This is a genomic window from Vibrio metoecus (assembly GCF_009665255.1).
GTDB lineage: Bacteria > Pseudomonadota > Gammaproteobacteria > Enterobacterales > Vibrionaceae > Vibrio > Vibrio metoecus_B.
This window is the reverse complement of the sequence record NZ_CP035686.1, coordinates 1006207-1024597: the sequence shown is the minus strand read 5'-3', so window position 1 is coordinate 1024597 and position 18391 is coordinate 1006207. Positions and strand designations below refer to the sequence as shown.

14 protein-coding genes are annotated in these 18391 nt (G+C 48.5%); 7 read left to right on the top strand and 7 right to left on the bottom strand.

Annotated features, from left to right (window positions below; all coding sequences use genetic code 11):
* Positions 1 to 117 precede the first annotated feature (117 nt).
* A complete protein-coding gene (locus EPB59_RS04755) occupies positions 118 to 2472 on the top strand; it encodes a YgiQ family radical SAM protein (RefSeq protein WP_154171694.1) in 2355 nt (784 codons plus the stop codon).
* Positions 2473 to 2519: 47 nt separating this feature from the next.
* Here the strand turns inward: EPB59_RS04755 and EPB59_RS04750 are convergent, their stop codons facing one another.
* Positions 2520 to 3104: a LysE family translocator gene (locus EPB59_RS04750; RefSeq protein WP_162922647.1), complete on the bottom strand. Its 585-nt coding sequence runs from the start codon at positions 3102 to 3104 to the stop codon at positions 2520 to 2522.
* A 107-nt stretch (positions 3105 to 3211) separates the two neighbouring features.
* Between EPB59_RS04750 and EPB59_RS04745 the strand changes: the two genes are divergently transcribed.
* A complete protein-coding gene (locus EPB59_RS04745) occupies positions 3212 to 3655 on the top strand; it encodes an Lrp/AsnC family transcriptional regulator (RefSeq protein WP_000373561.1) in 444 nt (147 codons plus the stop codon).
* A gap of 37 nt (positions 3656 to 3692) precedes the next feature.
* Here EPB59_RS04745 and EPB59_RS04740 read toward each other — a convergent pair whose 3' ends face one another.
* Positions 3693 to 4142, bottom strand: a complete 450-nt coding sequence (locus EPB59_RS04740; protein WP_154171693.1) for a cupin domain-containing protein — start codon at positions 4140 to 4142, stop codon at positions 3693 to 3695.
* Between the two features lie 318 nt (positions 4143 to 4460).
* On the opposite strand from EPB59_RS04740, the gene EPB59_RS04735 reads away from it, so the two are divergent.
* Together EPB59_RS04735 and EPB59_RS04730 are read left to right on the top strand one after the other, a co-directional pair.
* The gene (locus EPB59_RS04735) at positions 4461 to 5372 is read left to right on the top strand and encodes an AraC family transcriptional regulator (RefSeq protein ID WP_095471042.1); all 912 of its coding nucleotides are present in this window, start codon (positions 4461 to 4463) and stop codon (positions 5370 to 5372) included.
* A 353-nt stretch (positions 5373 to 5725) separates the two neighbouring features.
* Complete coding sequence (locus tag EPB59_RS04730; protein WP_094392437.1) at positions 5726 to 6895, top strand: iron-containing alcohol dehydrogenase; 1170 nt, start codon at positions 5726 to 5728, stop codon at positions 6893 to 6895.
* A 113-nt stretch (positions 6896 to 7008) separates the two neighbouring features.
* Here EPB59_RS04730 and mukB read toward each other — a convergent pair whose 3' ends face one another.
* From mukB to cmoM, 4 genes are read right to left on the bottom strand one after another with little or no spacing between them, the layout of a single operon-like run.
* Positions 7009 to 11484, bottom strand: coding sequence for a chromosome partition protein MukB (mukB, locus tag EPB59_RS04725; protein ID WP_154171692.1), 4476 nt, complete (start codon positions 11482 to 11484; stop codon positions 7009 to 7011).
* Entirely contained in the window at positions 11481 to 12203 is a 723-nt protein-coding gene (gene mukE, locus EPB59_RS04720) for a chromosome partition protein MukE (RefSeq protein ID WP_000099368.1), read from the bottom strand. The genes mukB and mukE overlap by 4 nt, the downstream gene beginning before the upstream one ends.
* Complete coding sequence (gene mukF / locus EPB59_RS04715) at positions 12184 to 13521, bottom strand: chromosome partition protein MukF (protein ID WP_154171691.1); 1338 nt, start codon at positions 13519 to 13521, stop codon at positions 12184 to 12186. Before mukF ends, mukE begins: the two co-directional genes overlap by 20 nt.
* A gap of 11 nt (positions 13522 to 13532) precedes the next feature.
* Positions 13533 to 14315, bottom strand: a complete 783-nt coding sequence (gene cmoM, locus EPB59_RS04710) for a tRNA uridine 5-oxyacetic acid(34) methyltransferase CmoM (RefSeq protein WP_154171690.1) — start codon at positions 14313 to 14315, stop codon at positions 13533 to 13535.
* A 116-nt stretch (positions 14316 to 14431) separates the two neighbouring features.
* On the opposite strand from cmoM, the gene elyC reads away from it, so the two are divergent.
* Positions 14432 to 15259, top strand: coding sequence for an envelope biogenesis factor ElyC (gene elyC / locus EPB59_RS04705; RefSeq protein WP_055051832.1), 828 nt, complete (start codon positions 14432 to 14434; stop codon positions 15257 to 15259).
* Positions 15260 to 15364: 105 nt separating this feature from the next.
* Here elyC and torR read toward each other — a convergent pair whose 3' ends face one another.
* Positions 15365 to 16069 (bottom strand): two-component system response regulator TorR, encoded by a 705-nt coding sequence (gene torR / locus EPB59_RS04700; RefSeq protein WP_084981078.1) that lies wholly within the window; start codon positions 16067 to 16069, stop codon positions 15365 to 15367.
* Positions 16070 to 16293: 224 nt separating this feature from the next.
* On the opposite strand from torR, the gene torD reads away from it, so the two are divergent.
* Positions 16294 to 16956, top strand: coding sequence for a molecular chaperone TorD (gene torD, locus EPB59_RS04695; protein ID WP_154171689.1), 663 nt, complete (start codon positions 16294 to 16296; stop codon positions 16954 to 16956).
* Positions 16957 to 17308: 352 nt separating this feature from the next.
* On the top strand, positions 17309 to 18319 hold the full coding sequence (purR, locus tag EPB59_RS04690; RefSeq protein WP_000201020.1) for an HTH-type transcriptional repressor PurR: 1011 nt from the start codon (positions 17309 to 17311) through the stop codon (positions 18317 to 18319).
* Positions 18320 to 18391 lie beyond the last annotated feature (72 nt).

Genomic DNA, 18391 nt, shown 5'->3' with positions numbered 1-18391 from the left:
GCGAGAGCTCGTACCTGTTGCTAAAAATAAACCCCCAAAAATTTCGGGGCGATGTTACGGTAGATACTGGCCTTGCAAGCCGCTATAATGCCGCCCTCTTAATCTTGAGGCCAAAATATGCACAGCGAAGTAACCCCTATCCACCACTACAAAAAGTACTGGGCCGAGTGTTTCGGCACAGCACCATTTTTACCGACCAGTCGTGAAGAAATGGACCAATTAGGCTGGGATAGCTGTGACGTTATTATTGTAACTGGCGACGCTTATGTTGATCACCCAAGCTTTGGTATGGCTATCATCGGCCGCTTGCTCGAAGCACAAGGCTTCCGAGTTGGGATCATTGCGCAGCCAGAATGGCAAACTAAAGATGCCTTCATGGCGCTTGGCAAACCGAACCTGTTTTTCGGTGTGACTGCCGGTAACATGGACTCAATGATCAACCGCTACACTGCGGATAAAAAAATTCGTCACGACGATGCGTACACCCCAAACAACAAAGGCGGCATGCGTCCTGATCGTTGTTCATTGGTTTACTCACAACGTTGCCGTGAAGCCTATAAAGATGTGCCGATTGTGCTTGGCGGTATTGAAGCCAGCTTGCGCCGTGTCGCGCATTACGATTACTGGTCAGACAAAGTTCGCCGCTCAATTTTGCTAGATGCGAAAGCCGATATTTTGTTGTTTGGTAACGCAGAGCGTGCGCTGGTTGAAGTGGCTCACCGCTTAGCCAATGGCGAATCGATCAATAAGATGGTTGATGTACGCGGCACGGCTGTCAATCTGGCACAGGTACCAGAACACTTTAAGATCATCGATTCCACCCGAATTGATCAGCCAAACAAACCGTTTGTGCCAAGCAACCCGTATGAAGTGGAAACGCAGTGCACAACCAAAGGTGATGAAAAAGAAGAAGCCAAACCCATCACCATTCGTCCATCACGTCACGATGCGAAAACCACTGCGGTGCGTCTACCTTCGTTTGAAAAGCTGGTCAATGACCGTATTTTGTACGCGCACGCTAGCCGCGTATTGCACTTAGAAACCAACCCTTATTCTGGTCGTGCGCTGGTTCAGCGTCATGGCGATCGTGAACTGTGGGTTAACCAAGCACCGATCCCACTCACCACGGAAGAGATGGATTTCGTGTTTGGCCTGTACTACGCCCGTGTACCGCACCCTAAATATGGCGATGCGAAAATTCCGGCGTATGACATGATCAAAACCTCGGTCAACATCATGCGTGGCTGTTTTGGTGGCTGTTCATTCTGTTCTATCACTGAGCACGAAGGACGCATCATCCAGAACCGTTCACAAGAGTCAATCATCAACGAGCTGAAAGAAATCCGTGACAAAGTGCCGGGCTTCACCGGTGTGATTTCGGACTTGGGTGGCCCGACAGCGAACATGTACCGCCTCGGCTGTTCAGATCCGAAAGCGGAAGCGAACTGTCGTCGCCCAAGCTGTGTGTTCCCGGGTATCTGTCATAAGCTGAATACCGACCACAAACACACTATCGATCTGTATCGTGCAGCGCGTGATGTGGATGGCATTAAGAAAGTGGTGATCGCTTCTGGTGTACGTTACGACTTGGCGATTGAATCTCCAGAGTATGTGCGTGAGCTGGTTACCCACCACGTCGGCGGCTATTTGAAGATCGCTCCTGAGCATACTGAAAAAGGCCCACTGAGCATGATGATGAAACCAGGCATGGGTACTTATGATCGCTTTAAAGAGCTGTTTGAAAAATACAGTGCTGAAGCGGGCAAAAAACAGTATCTGATCCCTTACTTCATCGCCGCTCACCCGGGTACTGAAGATGAAGACATGGTCAACCTCGCGCTGTGGCTGAAATCCAACAACTACCGTTGTGACCAAGTGCAGAACTTCTACCCATCGCCAATGTGTAATGCTACCGCGATGTATCACGCAGAAGTGAACCCGCTGAAACGCGTGAAATACAAGAAACCGGAAAAAGTGCCAGTCGCGAAAGGTGAAGCGCAACGTCGCTTGCATAAAGCACTGCTACGCTACCATGATCCAGCCAACTGGCCGATGATTCGCGAAGCGCTGATTGCGATGGGCAAACGTCATCTGATTGGTGACCGCCCTGAGTGTCTGATCCCAGAGAAAGATTCAGACCTAGTCACCCCAGCACAAAGCCGCAAATCAGGTCGTCATGGCGCGAATCGTTTTGCGACCAAGCATACTCATAGCCAACCGGGTTTTGATGCGCTACGTGGTAACAAATCTGGCGGCCAAGGTCGTCCGAACAGCGGTAATAAATCCAATCAGGGCAAACCAACCGGTGGTAAACCGACAGGCAGTAAGCCTGCGGGCAACCAACCTGCTCGCGGTGAACAAAACCGAGGCCAACAAGGTCAACGTGGTTCAGCGACAGGCGGTAAACCACAAGGTTCTGGTCGTCCTGCCAGCCGTGGTAATACTCAACGCCAGACACAACGCGCACGTTAAATCTATACCTCTTTCAGCCTCCCATTTGGGAGGCTGAATGTTTTACCTCAAAGCATCGGTACCACCGAAAGCAGTAACAATCCTCCCATCGCCCCATTAAACCAACGCACATAATTGGGATGATTCATCCAGTAACTCAGTTGCTTGCCTGCGGCAGTCCACACACTGACTGAAGGTAAATTCACTAACGCAAACACCAACGCAATCAAACCGAGCTGTAGCCAACTCGCATTCGGGTTAAATACACTCACCGCAGTGAGCGCCATTGACCAACCTTTGGGGTTCACCCACTGAAACAGCGCCGCCGCCACGAAAGACATTGGCTGATACTCTTGCCCATCTTTGGATGGTCGGCTCAGGGCAATTTTGACCGCCAGATACACCAAATACAAAGTGCAGAGAATTTGTAGCCCTTGCTGGATCAGAGGATAGCGCTGAAACAGTTCCGTCAAGCCCACTCCCACCAGCAATACCATGATGCTAAAACCAAACGTAATCCCCAGCATGTGCGGGATAGTGCGCAGAAAGCCAACATTGGCTCCCGATGTCATCAGCATGATGTTGTTAGGGCCTGGCGAAAAAGTAGAAACAAAAGCAAACGCCAACAGCGGCCCGAATAAGGTGTAATCCATAACGATGTTCTCGATTAATGTCAGATGCAAAAATATTAATCGCTCCCTGACGCAATTTTGTGTTTATATGAGCGAACAAAACACTGAATGCACAACAAAAGAGAATCATGGATAGGTTTGACGAAAGAATATTGCAAGAGCTGCAACTTGATGGCCGAGTTTCCAATGTGGAGTTGGCCGAGCGCGTGGGGTTATCGCCCTCTGCAACCCTACGTCGCGTGCAAGATTTAGAGCGTAAGAAAATTATCAAAGGCTATCGCGCAGTATTGGATAAAAACCAGCTTGAGGTCGGTTTTATCGCGTATGTGGCGATTGGCTTAAACAGCCATACCAAGCAATCACAGCTCAGCTTTGAGCAGCATGTCCGCTTTGCCAAAGAAGTGGTGGAATGCCACAACATCACTGGCATGAACGAATACTTGCTGCGCGTGGAAACCAAAGATCTGGTGGCTTACAAACGCTTCCATGCCGATGTGCTTGGTGAATGTGCGGTAGTCAAATCCATTACCACCATGGTGGTGATGGATTCGCCCAAAGATGAGCGGCAGTAACCTTGCTGATCACGCACGAGTCAACTCTCGTCTCTGTTTAAGGAAGCAATTGATACTCTTGCTCAGAGACACTCTCTAGCCATTCGTTACTCGCCCCTTGCGCAGGGATCGCCACCGCAATGTGCGAAAACCAGCTGTCTCGCGCTGCACCATGCCAGTGCTTTTTGCCTGGGGCGATATAAACAGTATCTCCAGGATGCAATTCCCGTGCGGGGCAGCCCTCCTCTTGGTACCAACCTCGCCCAGCCGTCACCAGCAACACTTGCCCACCTTGATGATGAATGTGCCAAAAGTTGCGACATCCCGGCTCAAAGGTCACATTAAAAACCGGCAAATCAGTCTGGTTAAGCAACGCTAAATAGCTGATACCAGAAAAGTAATTAGCATAGGCTTGGTTTATCTCACCCAATGGAAAACAGCTCACTGAAGACCATTCTTGTAGTGAAGACAGCACTTGGGATCGACGATCGGCAGGATGATGACTCATGATGAAAATACCTCTGAGATGAAATTAAGATTTAGTCAAAACACCTCCATAAGCTATGCCCTCAACCGCTCATTGCGCTAACCTATTTCTCGCGAATGATTGCCTAAAAATCCAAAATGGAATTTTTCCCCTTTGTCACAGCTCACAGATAAAGACACAAAATACGAAAATACCCATTAATAAACAGTAAGATGTAAACAACAAACACAAAACACCCACTTATTATGTGTCATCTTAAGCTTATCTAATCCTCTTCACATTCATACGAGAGATGCTATAAATACTCTAGTTTTCGCACCTAAATACCACAGAGCCAATATGCAACCTCTTCCTAACATCTCGGCAGCCACTCGTCTCCTCGCTTCACAGATTGAGCAATGGACAGGTCAGAACAACCAGATGGAAACTGCGATCAGCGGCCTGCGGCTCAGCCGTTGGACAAGTGAAACCCAACCTGTAAGCTATACGCACAAATCCAGTCTTTGCCTGATCGCACAAGGGAAAAAGCGTGTTTTTCTCGGTGAAGAGTGCTTTGTATATGATGCCAACCATTTTTTGATTTCCTCAGTCGATCTGCCCGTGATTGCCAACATCATGGAAGCCAGTGAAGAGACCCCCTACTTGGGGATCATTCTTGAGTTAGATATGCAGGAAATTTCTCAGTTGATTGTGGATAGTCAATTTACTTTTGAGCCCAATCATTCGCCGTCACAAAGTATTGCTGTAGGTCAGCTATCCCTTCCGATCTTAGAGGCCTTTACCCGCCTAGTCGCCTTACTTGATGAACCCGCCAACATCAACATTCTTGCGCCTCTCATCAAGCGCGAGATTTTCTATCGGCTATTGCAGACTGAACAAGGTGCTCGGCTGAGCCAGATTGTTGCTCCCGGCAGTCATAGTCATCAAATTTCCAAAGCCATTGATTGGCTCAAGCACAATTTCGTCAAACCTTTGAATGTCAGCCAGCTTGCCAACTCAAGTGGGATGAGTAAATCCGCGTTTTACACCCACTTTCGCGCAATGACGGCGATGACTCCGCTGCAATTTCAAAAGAAGCTCCGCCTCAGTGAAGCTCGCCGTTTAATGCTCGCTGAAAATATCGATGCCATGACTGCCACCTTTAAGGTTGGCTACGAAAGCCCGTCACAGTTTAGCCGAGAGTACAGTCGACTTTTTGGATCCCCGCCAGTCAAAGACATCAAAACACTGCGTACCGCAAACCTGCTCTAAATTCGAATACAAGATACAAGATGCATGATGATCATTTCATTCGTCCAACAGTGCTAACAAGAAATAGGACACATGGAGGATTAAGCAATCAATCCAACTAGCAATATGGCAACTGGATTTATAAAATTATATAAAACAGTAAATTAGATTAAATCCAATAACAAAAAATGAATGGCGCGATAAAAGCAAATCATCGATTAGGAAAAATAGGCAAGAATCAAAGAGGATTGGATATTCAGTCACTCCCCTTAACTGCGTAAGATGAACCACAAATAGAGCCATGCTTGCCCGAATTCAGTTTGAAAATGGCAAGCCGCAGGCTTAACTCATCGACCTTAGAGAAGGAAGTGACCATGCAACTCGATTTTTCCTACTACAACCCAACCAAAATTCATTTTGGTCGCACCGCACTTGAAAAACTGCAAGATGAACTCCCCCACTATGGCGAAACCGTCATGCTGGTGTATGGTCGCAATGCGATAAAAACCAATGGTCTTTATGACCAAGTGCTCGCCATGCTCAGCGCTGCGGGGAAAAACGTGGTGGAATTATCCGGCGTAATGCCGAACCCAACTTACGCCAAAATGATGGAAGGTGTTGCCAAAGTTCGTGAACATAAGGTGTCCCTGATTTTAGCTGTCGGTGGTGGCTCGGTCATTGACTGTGCAAAGGGCATTTCCGTATCAGCCTACTGTGAAGGCCAAGATCCATTCCAAAAATACTGGATAGAGTTTCAAGATGTGGATCATGAGATCGTTCCTGTGGCCTCAATTCTGACGATGGTCGGAACAGGTTCAGAAATGAATGGCGGCTCGGTGATCACTCATGAAGCGATGAAATACAAAGCGGGGCGCGTATTTCCTGCCAACGTGTTTCCAAAGTTTTCGATTCTAAATCCAGAATACACCTTCACTGTACCTCAATATCAAATGGTATCCGGTGTGTTCGATACCATGTCGCACCTGATGGAGCAATACTTCTCCGATCAAGGCGCCAACACTACTGATTATGTGATTGAAAGCCTTTTAAAATCATCGATCGATAACTTACGGTTAGCACTACAGAACCCGCAAGATTACGAAGCGAGAAGTAATTTGATGTGGAATGCAACGTTAGCACTCAACACAGTCACAGGGCTTTCCAAGAGTCAGGACTGGCAAGTCCATATGATTGAGCATCAGCTCGGAGCTTACACAGATTGTGCACACGGCATGGGATTAGCGGCGATTTCGTTGCCTTACTATCGCTTAATTTACCCCTATGGATTGGAAAAATTCGTGCGTTTTGCCACTCAGGTTTGGGGCATTTCACCAGAAGGGAAAAGCCCAGAGCAAATCGCTCAGGCCGGACTGGATGCGCTAGAACACTTCACGCAGGAATGTGGCATTGTCACGTCATTAGCCGAGCTGGGAGCAACCAAAGCTATGCTGCCTGAGATTGCACAATCGACGATTATTTTTGGTAACGGTTATAAAACGCTAACCAAAGAAGAAGTGCTCAACATCCTCGAAGCCTGTTATTAATCTGACACCGGTTCAAGGGCTACGCTCATTTTCCACTGCCTAGAGTGGAGCCCTTACAAAAAAACGCCTTCCAAATGGAAGGCGTTTTCATATCAAGCCCTGATGGGTCTCGACTATTCCGTCAACTCACCGGCCAATTCTTCGGCGAATTTCTGCTCCGCCGTTTTTGGCTTTTCGGTTTGCGCAAAACCGCGTAGCCCCACCACATGTACGTGCTCGTGATCTTTAAACACTTTACGTACCAGTTTGTAAGTGGTGCCCTTCTCTGGGCTGATGTTCTCTGGCGCAGCAATCAGTAACTGCATATCCAGACGCTCACACAGCTCAAACAAGGTGGCGATGGATTTGGCATCCAGACGCGCGGCTTCATCAAGGAACAACAGGCGACACGGCACAATATCTTTACTGCGCAGACGACGCGACTCTTCTTCCCAGCTTTGTACCACCATCAGCAGGATTGACTGACCGGTACCGATCGCTTCACCGGTCGACAATGCGCCCGATTCCGCTTGCAGCCAACCATCCGAACCACGGTTGACTTCCACACTCAGCTCTAGGTAGTTACGGTAATCCAAAAGCTCCTCACCCAGCACTTGCGGTGAACGTTGACCCATATCGATGTGTGGGTTCACACGTTGGAACAGCTTGGCCATCGCTTCTGAGAAGGTGTAACGCGCACTTTCAAACAGATCTTTGTGTTGCGCTTGCTGCTCAGACAATCCTGCCAGCAGGATTTCATGGCTTTCACGCACTTTCACATTCAGGCGCACGCCATTCACCTGACCAAAGGAGATATTCGACAGTCCTTGGTTGAGCATGCGAATACGGTTCTGCTCACGCTGAATGGTTTTGCGGATAATGCTGGCAACCGAATCTGAACTGATCGCCAAACGCTGTTCACGTTGAGTCAACTCTTCGGTTAGACGCGCCAGCTCCACTTCCATCTCTTCAATCGCTTCGACCGGATCGTCGGTGCGAATGATGTCTTGACGAATGCGCTCACGCAGATGCTGATACACCGCAATGTAGAACAGCACTTTACGCTCAGGACGCGAGTTATCTTCCGACTGACGCAGTGCATCGCGCAGATCTTCATTGTTGGCGACCGCTAGACGCAGCGCACCCAAGGATTTATCCGACATTGAACGCAGTTCATCGGCCGACAGGTAAGCCAGCTCACGCTTGTGCAGACGACGCTCAACATCATTTTGGCGCGCAAGACGTAAGACTGAGCACCAACCCGCTTTCGCGTTGACCACGAAAGTGCGCAGGTCTTGATAATCTTTCTCGACTTTCTTCATGCGCTTCACTAGCGCTTTCATTTCCAGCTCAGTAGATGTGATGGTGCGTTCGTATTCACTCTTACGGCTGCGCGAAGTGTGTAGACGTTCTTGCAGCTCATCACGACGACGCTGAGCACGCTCAATCGCACCTTCGTCGGCATGCACGCCAAACTCTTGTAGCTCTTGTTTGAACTCTTGCACCGTTTCTAGCTTAGCTTGGTGCGAACTTTTCAGTGACGCCAACAGCTGATTGTATTGGCTGAGCTGAGCTTGCGCCTGTTTCAGCTCTTCACGACTACGGGTACGTTCACTTTCCGCCTGCACCAATTTTGCTTTGAGCTGTTCACTCAGCTCACTGCTTTGGTTAAGCAGATCCACCGAGTCGGAATAAGCAAAGTGATGACGACGTTCAAGCAGATCCGACAGCGCAAAAATTTGCGCTTTGAGTTGCTGCAGTGCTTGGTCAGCTTGCTGGTATTGCTGCTCCAACGCATCAAACTGCTCTGGGTCGGCATCGAGTACCGCCGCGACTTTTTCCAGCTCGCTGATGGTGCGGCCATGCGCAGCGATAAAGGCTTTTGCCTCACTCAGCTGTTGCAGTTTCTCTTCAAGCTCGTGGTAACGCGCTTCGAGCGACTCTTCGTCAAGTAGACCCATCTGTGGCGCAAGTTTGTCCAACGCAGCTAAAGCTTGCTTGCTCGCTTGCAACTGGCTACGCAGTTGCTGCTCTTGCGCTTCAAATTCGCTGATGGAGCGCAGCAGTTGATTACGCTTATCGCGCGCCGTCGCCAAGGCTTGCTCAGGATCGGCATCAAACGCCACTTGCAAGTGCATCGCCACAAACTGGTTGAAGCTGGCGTACAGACGTTGCAGCTTTTGCGAATCGAACGAAGCTTTGGCGTGTTGCTCAACTATTTCATCACGCTCTTCACGCAGCAGCTCTAAACGCTGCTCACGCGCCGCGCGGCCAAACAGTGGAATGGCTGGGAAGCGCGAATAGCGCATTTGGCGCTGGTTAAGCTGAACGCACACCGCACCTTCCAGCTCTTCGGCATTGAATGAGCTATCATCAAACGCATCTACATCGCCTTCGATGAGGTAGAGATCTTCCGGACAGTCATCCAATTCAACCAGTTTTTCTTTAATGCCAGAGAGATCCGACACCACAATCGCGTGACGCGCAGGACCGTACATCGCACTGAAATACGGCGCATCATCAATGGTGATGTCGTCATAGATTTCCGACAGCAGCACACCGCCTAGCGTATCCGCTAAGCCTTTCAGACGCGGATCGTTAGAGCCACCCGGAGAAGCTAAACGCTCAATTTCGCTATCGAGTTTCGCGCGACGCTCGGCGAGCTTATCTTTCGCCATGGATTGGGCTTTTTCCAGCTCCAACACTTGCTGCATGTGCGCCATGACAGACTGACTATCCGCCAGTTCTGCACCACTTTGCTCGCGTAGCGTTTCTAACGCATCGTTGGCTTTGATCCATGCAGGCGCAATCGACTCAAAACGTGCGATTTGCGTTTGCAGTTCTTGCTCTTGATGGCGTAGCTGACCACGCTGTTCACGACAGTTTTCCTGCTCGGTTTCCAGCTCTTCTAGCAGTGCAGAGTGGCGCTCACGCTCTAACTCTACGGTTGCGGCATCATCCAACGCCACCATATGTTGCTTGTGGTATTGGGTTGCCAGCTCACGCACGCTGCGTTGTTGCTCAAGCTGACGCTCAAGGTCACGTTGTTGAGCTTGCCACTGCGCTTCATTTTGCACCACATGTTGAGCTTCACGCGCTTGGCGGATCACTTGCTGTGCTTGATGAGCTGCTTCACTGCGCGCTACCTCACCCAGTACGCGTTTCACCAGTTCAAACGCATGGTTGAACTGCTGCGCCGCGGCCGAAGACATATCCAGCTTGTGCTTGAGTGCCAACAGTTCGCTGGTGCGCGTTTCCTGCTCCGCTTTCAGTTGAGTTGCTAACGCTTGCGCACTTTCTGCAGTGAGTTCTGGCTTATCCAGTAAGCGGCGCGCTTTATCGAGCGCTTGCACGGCTTGTTGATATTGCAGAGCACGGGTCTGCTGCACATCAAGAGCTTGCTGATAATCGGCCAATTGCGATTTGAGGCTATCGACTTCCTCTTCGCTAATGATCGCACGCTCTTCAGCCTGCATCACTCGTTCATTGGCTTCTTCGACCACCATCATCTGCTCTTCGAGGCGGAAATTCAGCTCTTCGAGATCTTCTTGATAGCGTTCAATTTTTTCTTGCTGACGCAGCGCGTTTTGCACCAATTGCAAGTGGTCAGACGCGCCTTGGTAATCTTGCTCCAGCGCCGACTCTTGCTCAACCAGCAGTTCTAACTCTTCGTGAACACGGTTCAGCAAGCTGTTTTGTTCAATCAGGGTTTCACGAGAAGAGAACAGCTCACCGCGCAGAACTAAAGTTTGTCCCACTTTGTTACGACGATCATTGGCGTGGCGCATGTAGTCCGCGGCTACATAGTTGGTCGATTCGGTGATCAGGTGTTTGAACAGATCGCGATCCGCTTGCGTGGTCTTGATCGCTTCCAGCGTCATGCGGTTTTCACGCAGCGCGGATTCCATATCTTGGAACGCTTTCTTCACGCCGCCATTTTGTGGTAGCAGATAATCACGCAGTGAACGGGTGATTGCACTGGAAATACCGCCGTAAAGCGAAGCTTCAATCAAACGGTAGAATTTTGAACGGTCTGAGCTGTTACGTAGCTTTTTCGGGATCACGCCAAATTCAAACATCTGCGCGTGGTAGTCCACAATCGACGGGAAAGATTTGAAATGTGTGCCTTCAATATGACCCACAGCATCTTTCACTTCGTTGATTTGGCGAACACGCGCATGTTTGTCGGACACGGTTTCAATCAGCACATCCGTCGGCTTAATGTGACTAGGCAGACCTTGGATCAAGAAAGGTTTGATATCCACTTTCTTATCACGTCCCGCCACTTGTTGCAGCTTCACCGCAAACAGTAAACGTTGGTTACGTGAGTTCACTACATCCAACGCCGCGTAACACGCACCCGCTTGCAGCTTACCGTACAAACCTTTATCGCGCGAGGCTTGTGAGCTTCCGGCTTCTGTGGTGTTACGGAAATGGAGCAAGCTTTGGTCTGGGATCAAAGCGGTAATAAACGCCGCCATGGTGGTAGACTTACCCGCACCGTTACCACCAGATAAAGTGGTCACTAAATTATCAATGTCAAAGGTACGCGCAAAGAAGCCGTTCCAGTTGATCATGGTTAGCGATTGATATTTACCTCGTTCAATCATGCTTCATCTTCCCACTCGGTTTGCTCTTCGTCGTACTCGGCTGTTGGGTTTTCCAACAGGCTTTGCTGGCTTGGTTCTGGGGTATGCACCACGGCTTCACCATCACGGATTAGGCGTAGCTGCGCTTCACGCACATCACCGCCCAAACGCACATCCGCACCAAAACGAAATACCGCTTCAGTGATGCGGAATTTGCCCGTATCACCAATAGTGATCACCATACCGAGGCGACGTAAACGGCGCAGCGAAGTACGTACTTTTTCAAACAGCTTCTCGCGATCCAGATCCGAGCCGCTGGCACGGTTGGTCACCAGCTTCATCAGCTTCTTCTCTTCCACCAAGGTCAACAGCTCATCGTACAGCTCTTGGTTGGTGAAAATACCTTCGTGCGCTAAACGCTCAGGACTCAGATAGAGGAAGCAGAGCACTTTACCCACCAACATATCCAGCTCAGAGAGCACACTGCGGTTGATAAGAGAAGTGGAACGAGGACGCAGATAGAAAAAGCCTTCCGGCGCGCGCACCAGTTCGGTGTGGTAGCGTTGATAAAACAGCGCCAAATCCGGTTCAAAATCCGACAGGAAGGCGTGGTTATCCAAATCGTCACTGGAAACATGACGCCCCGCACGCAGCAAACTGTCTAACGCTGGGAACAGCGGGTTCGCAATCGCTTTGGCCAGATTCTCTGGCATGTATTCATTAATATCGGTCGATGACATTCGCTTGTACCTTTGCGCCAAAATCGTTGATCGCCGTCCAGTCAGGCTGGATAGCGCGGTAGTCGGACTCGGAGTAACCCAGCCTTACCGCTTGGTCGACAACCATTCGGGCTAAATCGAAATGATGGGTTCGTGGATGGCTGGCTAGGTAATCACGCAGCACAAGGGCTAAATCAATCGCTGCGCCCTGCTCTTTATGCACTTTCAGCATGTCGCCAATCCGCTGCGCAAGTTCATCGTTCACTTGTTGCAGTTCTTCGTATTCCACTTCCATCGGCACATGACCGGTAACTTCTTCGTCACGCAGGGTCAAGGTTTCATCACGCAGATCGGATAGACGTTCTGCATCGGCGAAAGTGAGATACCAAGGTTGTTCAAAATAGTCGTTCATTGACTGACGCAGACGTTGGCTGAACGCGCGGTTCTGGTCCATATCAATCGCGGTACGAATAAACTTGTGGACGTGGCGGTCGTAACCGATCCAAAGATCAATCGACTGCTGACCCCAGCTCGTGATGCGGTCAAGCTTCATCTGCAGCGCAAACAGTGTCTCTTCGATGAAGTCCAATTCCAGATCGCCATACACGCACTCCTGAATATCGAGGATTTGCGTTTGCAACTCATCGCCTGCCGCTTGCAAGGTATCTTGCAGCTCACGCAGTTTGGCGGAAGTTTCGGACAGCAAAGCTTCACAGTTGTTGATCGCATCGCGCCAATCTTTATTCAGCAAATCAGCAATCTGTTCTTTGACCGATTGTTGCTGCTCATCCATCACACGCTGGTTGAGATCGATGCGGTCAAAGATTTCACTGACCGAATATTTGAGCACACCAAACACGTTTTTGCGCCAATGAGCGACACTGCCACCCTGCTGCGCAGATTCCACGGCCTTCGCCATCTCATCCGCGACCATAGAGAGTTGGATGGATAGTTTGAGTTTGGAAAATTCGCGATGACGAACATAGTAATCGGTAATGCCGATCGCTAAAGGAGTCAGACGGTAGATGCTGGCACCTTCCGTCATTTCGCTGGTAAAGCGGCTTAATAAGCGCTGCTTGACCAGATCATTAATCGCATTGTTAGCCCGAAAGGCTGAGGCTTCTCCCGATTCTGCAAACAAGCGCGTCACTATCGCGAATGCATCGTGAAGTTCCCCTTCTCCGAGCTCTTCATCAAATCTTTCATTACTGAGCACAGCAATCGCGAGCAAAAATGCCAGCCGCTCAGTAGGCAGATTCAATGAGAAGTCATACTGTTTTACCCAAGTGACGAGTTCGTCGATGGGCTTTTGCACAGTATCCTGAGTAAACTCACTCATTGTGTTTCCTGTTATTGTTTTTTCTTAGCCCATACGTGAATGTATCGGCCCAATGAGAGGTAAGGCTCCTGACGGCAGAATTTGCGCTCCAGTGCCACCAAATCCTCATACTGGTATTCGCCCATGTTTTTCATGTTTCCGATGTAATCACTGAAACAACGAATACCGGATTTCCCGCAGATCTCAAAACCCGATTCTTCGATCCATTGGAAGACCTCTTCGGGGAGCAAGCCTTTCTGCGGTTGTAATTTAAACCTTTTACGGTGCGGCATATCTTCTAGCACGTGCGGAATGTTGCCACACACGGCGTTTTTGTAAACCAAACCGTGATAGTTGTAAAACATCACCGACACCATGCCACCCGGTCTAACTTGCGCCAACAAATTTTGCAACGCCGGTTTGGGCTCCGCTAACCATTCCATCACCGCATGAAACAGCACCAAATCCACGGGCGCATCAAGGTGTGCTTGAATCGTCTGCACTGGTGAGTGGACGAAGCGATACTGCTTAAGCAGGCCATTGTTTGCAATATCCTGTTCGGCCAATTGCAACATTTCCGAAGAAAGATCACAGAGTGTCACTCGATGCCCAAGGCGAGCGATTTTTTGCGATACTTGCGCCAAGCCGCCACCCGCATCGAGCACGTGCAAGGGAACTTTTTGCGTGTCCAGTTGACTGAGAAGCTGCTCCAAATCTTCCCAAACAATGACTTGGCGGATCTCACCTTTGTCAGAACCGTATATATTTTTTGCAAATTTGTGGGCAATATCGTCGAAATTGCGATCTTCTGTCACAGTAGCTTGAGTTATGATAACGAACCGTGCCTGCTATTCTGTCATACGAATGGCAGGAATAAAGAGGCTTCGACTCTTTTTATACTCAAGTGCTGTTTTTTCGGACTATTTTCTCTATGTTTGAGCTGAAAAAAATTTTTTCTTCACTGTTGATGCCTCTGCCAGCACTGCTGATCATTGGTTTCGTGGGCCTGATGCTGATCATGTTCACGGCAAAACGTAAAACTGGCTGCCTAGTGGTATTATTCTCTCTCACTGGGTTATTTCTGGTTTCCTTTCAACCTGTGGCGACTCGTTTGTTGATGCCCCTTGAACGTACTTACACGGCATTTTTACCCGTAGAAGGTACTCTTGACTACGTGATGGTGCTCGGTAATGGCCATGTGGTTGATGATGACATCCCCCCCACCTCCGAGCTTACTCGTGCCGCACTTATGCGTTTAACGGAAGGCATTCGTATTAGTCGTATGTATCCGGGTTCTAAGCTTATCCTCTCCGGTTACGCTGGCGGCAGCGAAGTTAGCCACGCTCGGATGATGGCGCGTGTCGCTTTGGCGTTAGGCGTACCTAAATCGGATATTATTTTGCTGGAAACCGCCAAGGATACTTGGGAAGAGGCACGCCAAGCGGCCGCTTTCGTGCAACAAAAGCGTATGGTGCTCGTCACCTCAGCAAGTCATATGAAGCGCGCGATGCGCGAATTTGAATCGGCAGGTTTAACGCCAATTCCAGCACCAACTAACTACTTAGGCCATCTCAATATTGTTCAGCCTTGGGATAAATACATTCCTAAATCGCGCTATCTTGAGCAAACCGAACAGTATTGGTACGAAACCTTAGGCCTATTGTGGCAAAAACTGCGTGATACTGTTGCCGGTGATGGCAGTGAACAGGTACAGGTAGGAACGCCCTCTGTCGTAGAAGAAGCTCCGACAACGCCCTAATCGTTCCCCCTCCGCTAAGTCGTTACAAACATAAAAAAACCGGCAATATGCCGGTTTTTTATGTTTGGGATGAGCCTAATGCAAACACATTGAGTGTAAATCAGTTTAATCCCCTGCAAACATATACCCTTCACCGTGAACGGTGACAAAAATTTGCGGGTTCTTCGGATCCATTTCCATCTTGGCGCGCATACGTCGAATCAACACATCAATAGTACGATCGTTTGGCGCATCCACACGATGACTGATCATGTTCAAAATACGCTCACGACTCAGCACTTGATTAGGATAAGAGGAAAGTGCAACTAACAACTCGTATTCTGCTTTGGTGAGTTTCACCGGCTCACCATTTCGGCTCAAAGCACGACGCTGTATATCGAATGTCCACTCACCAAAGTAAACCAACGTATCGTCTGCCTTCTCGCTGTATTTATCGCGGCGAGCCAACGAAATACGCCACAACAAGTTTTTCACTCGAACTTGTAGCTCACGCAAATCGACGGGTTTAGTCACATAATCGTCGGCGCCCATTTCAAGGCCAACAATTTTATCGATACTGTCTGTGCGTCCTGTCACTAAAATAATGCCAATCTCCGACTGGCCACGCAGTTCTCGCGTCAATAACAGTCCATCTTCACCAGGCAAATTAATATCCAGCAAGACTAAATCGATGTCATTGAGCTCAAGTGCTTCTCTCATTTGTGCGCCACTTTCCGCTTCTGTTACTTGGTAACCTTCATTTTGAAAGTAACCGCTTAACTTACTACGGGTGACGAGGTCATCTTCAACCACAAGTACGTGATAACTCATAGTGCACCATTTTAAATAACGGGATTTATCGCTCACTCATTCTATTCATATTTGTTAATAACTCGAGAAATATCGTGAGAAAACTCACCTTTCCTTGATACAACGCAAGCTTTATTTAACAGATTAACAACGTATTCTTTTCTTTTCACAAACTGTCATATTTTGCATGATTGCTGTTCATTTTTATGGTTTAGACTACGCGTCAATCGATTGGGAGAGCAAACATGATCCAAGAACTGAATATCCTCAATGAAAAACGCGCAGAAATTTATTGGTGGCTTTCGAGTCTCTTTTTTAAAGAACTGACTGAACAAGATATCGCCCATTATCACTCAGTTGAAATCCGTACTTTCTTAACCGCACTTGCCGATGAGGAAAGCTTAGCGATGGAAGTGAAAAGTTTGATCGATGCACTCAATCGCTTGCAAGATCGCCAAGATGCACAGTTGGAACTTGCCGCTGATTTTTGCGATCTATTTTTAAAGTCCGATCGTGACTCAGCGTTACCCTATGCATCTGTCTACACAGACAAAGGATTACTCAATGGCAAGCCCGCACAACTCATGCGTGAATTACTCAGCCACTATAACGTGAATGTGGATCCGAACCTTAATGAGCCCGCCGATCATCTCGCGATTCAACTCGACTTTCTTGCGCATCTTGTTATCAGCAATACCCCGAATAAAGAAGGCTCCGAGGTTAACTCAGCTCTCAAGACACAATCTGATTTCATTACTCAACACTTATTGAGTTGGTTACCCCTTTTTGTTGAACGTTGTACTCAGTTTGATGCGTTTGGTTTTTACGCGGCGGCAGCTCGGTTAACGTTGGCATTTTTACAGCAAGATCAACGTTACATCGATGAACTAGGTCAGCGCATTCAATAACAACACGTCTATTTTTATGCCCCTAACTTTACCATTGCAAAAAGCCAGGGGCATAAACAAATCAATTGTGAAAGAACTTAAAGTTTGATGAATGAATTTCGTTGCGGCGGATACATTTGCAGTCTAAAATCCACCCGCAAACGATAAAAACGAATAAAAATGTAAACCGCTGTTTCTTGGCGGTTTTTGTATTTTTATTACTTTAGGCATGATGATTGAAGCGCTTTACGTACGGTATATGTAGTTCCTCGCCGCACAGAGTGTGAAGATTCGCTCAGTCTCGCCTTACTTCTGCTGATTTAATTAACCAATAACATTCGCTGGCATCAGCAGTCATCGACAGGAACACTCTATGGCTACGATTAAAGATGTGGCGCGCCTTGCAGGCGTGTCTACCACCACCGTTTCTCACGTTATCAATAAAACTCGCTTTGTGGCAGAAACCACCCAAGAGAAAGTGATGGAAGCGGTTAAGCAACTCAACTATGCACCGAGTGCGGTCGCACGTAGTTTGAAGTGCAACACTACACGCACCATTGGCATGCTAGTGACTCAATCAACAAACCTGTTTTTCTCGGAAGTGATCGATGGTGTGGAAAGCTACTGTTACCGTCAAGGTTATACTTTGATTCTGTGTAACACGGGCGGCATCTATGAAAAGCAGCGTGATTATATTCGCATGCTGGCCGAAAAACGTGTGGATGGCATTTTAGTCATGTGCTCTGACCTGACTCAAGAGCTGCAGGAAATGCTCGACGCTCACAAAGACATTCCAAAAGTAATCATGGATTGGGGCCCAGAAACGTCGCACGCTGATAAAATCATCGATAACTCAGAGGAAGGTGGCTATCTCGCGACCAAATATCTGACGGATCGTGGACATACCGATATTGCCTGTTTAAGTGGTCATTTTGTCAAAGCCGCTTGCCAAGAGCGTATTCAAGGTTTCCGCCGAGCGATGGCTGAAGCGCACTTACCCGTGAATGAAGATTGGATTCTAGAAGGTAATTTTGAGTGTGATACCGCAGTCCTTGCCGCCGACAAAATCATTGCTATGGATAAGCGCCCAACTGCCGTATTCTGCTTCAACGACACCATGGCATTAGGTCTAATGAGCCGTTTGCAACAAAAAGGGATTCGTGTTCCTGAAGAAATATCCGTGATTGGTTACGATAATATCGAACTGGCCGAATACTTCTCTCCACCACTGACCACAGTGCACCAACCTAAGCGTCGTGTGGGTAAAAATGCGTTCGAAATTCTGTTAGAGCGTATTAAAGATAAAGAACACGAGCGCCGAATTTTCGAGATGCATCCTGAGATCGTCGAACGCGACACTGTGAAAGACTTGACAAAATCCTAACTTTCTTGACAATTCACAGAGCCTATATTTGAAAGCTTGTCACATAAATATGACAAAACTAATGTAGAGCGA

Excerpts from the sequence above, each read along its gene's own strand:
- EPB59_RS04755 (WP_154171694.1), top strand. The coding sequence starts at position 118 with ATGCACAGCGAAGTAACCCCTATCCACCACTACAAAAAGTACTGGGCC.
- EPB59_RS04750 (WP_162922647.1), bottom strand. The coding sequence starts at position 3,104 with ATGGATTACACCTTATTCGGGCCGCTGTTGGCGTTTGCTTTTGTTTCT.
- EPB59_RS04745 (WP_000373561.1), top strand. The coding sequence starts at position 3,212 with ATGGATAGGTTTGACGAAAGAATATTGCAAGAGCTGCAACTTGATGGC.
- EPB59_RS04740 (WP_154171693.1), bottom strand. The coding sequence starts at position 4,142 with ATGAGTCATCATCCTGCCGATCGTCGATCCCAAGTGCTGTCTTCACTA.
- EPB59_RS04735 (WP_095471042.1), top strand. The coding sequence starts at position 4,461 with ATGCAACCTCTTCCTAACATCTCGGCAGCCACTCGTCTCCTCGCTTCA.
- EPB59_RS04730 (WP_094392437.1), top strand. The coding sequence starts at position 5,726 with ATGCAACTCGATTTTTCCTACTACAACCCAACCAAAATTCATTTTGGT.
- mukB (WP_154171692.1), bottom strand. The coding sequence starts at position 11,484 with ATGATTGAACGAGGTAAATATCAATCGCTAACCATGATCAACTGGAAC.
- mukE (WP_000099368.1), bottom strand. The coding sequence starts at position 12,203 with ATGTCATCGACCGATATTAATGAATACATGCCAGAGAATCTGGCCAAA.
- mukF (WP_154171691.1), bottom strand. The coding sequence starts at position 13,521 with ATGAGTGAGTTTACTCAGGATACTGTGCAAAAGCCCATCGACGAACTC.
- elyC (WP_055051832.1), top strand. The coding sequence starts at position 14,432 with ATGTTTGAGCTGAAAAAAATTTTTTCTTCACTGTTGATGCCTCTGCCA.
- torR (WP_084981078.1), bottom strand. The coding sequence starts at position 16,069 with ATGAGTTATCACGTACTTGTGGTTGAAGATGACCTCGTCACCCGTAGT.
- torD (WP_154171689.1), top strand. The coding sequence starts at position 16,294 with ATGATCCAAGAACTGAATATCCTCAATGAAAAACGCGCAGAAATTTAT.
- purR (WP_000201020.1), top strand. The coding sequence starts at position 17,309 with ATGGCTACGATTAAAGATGTGGCGCGCCTTGCAGGCGTGTCTACCACC.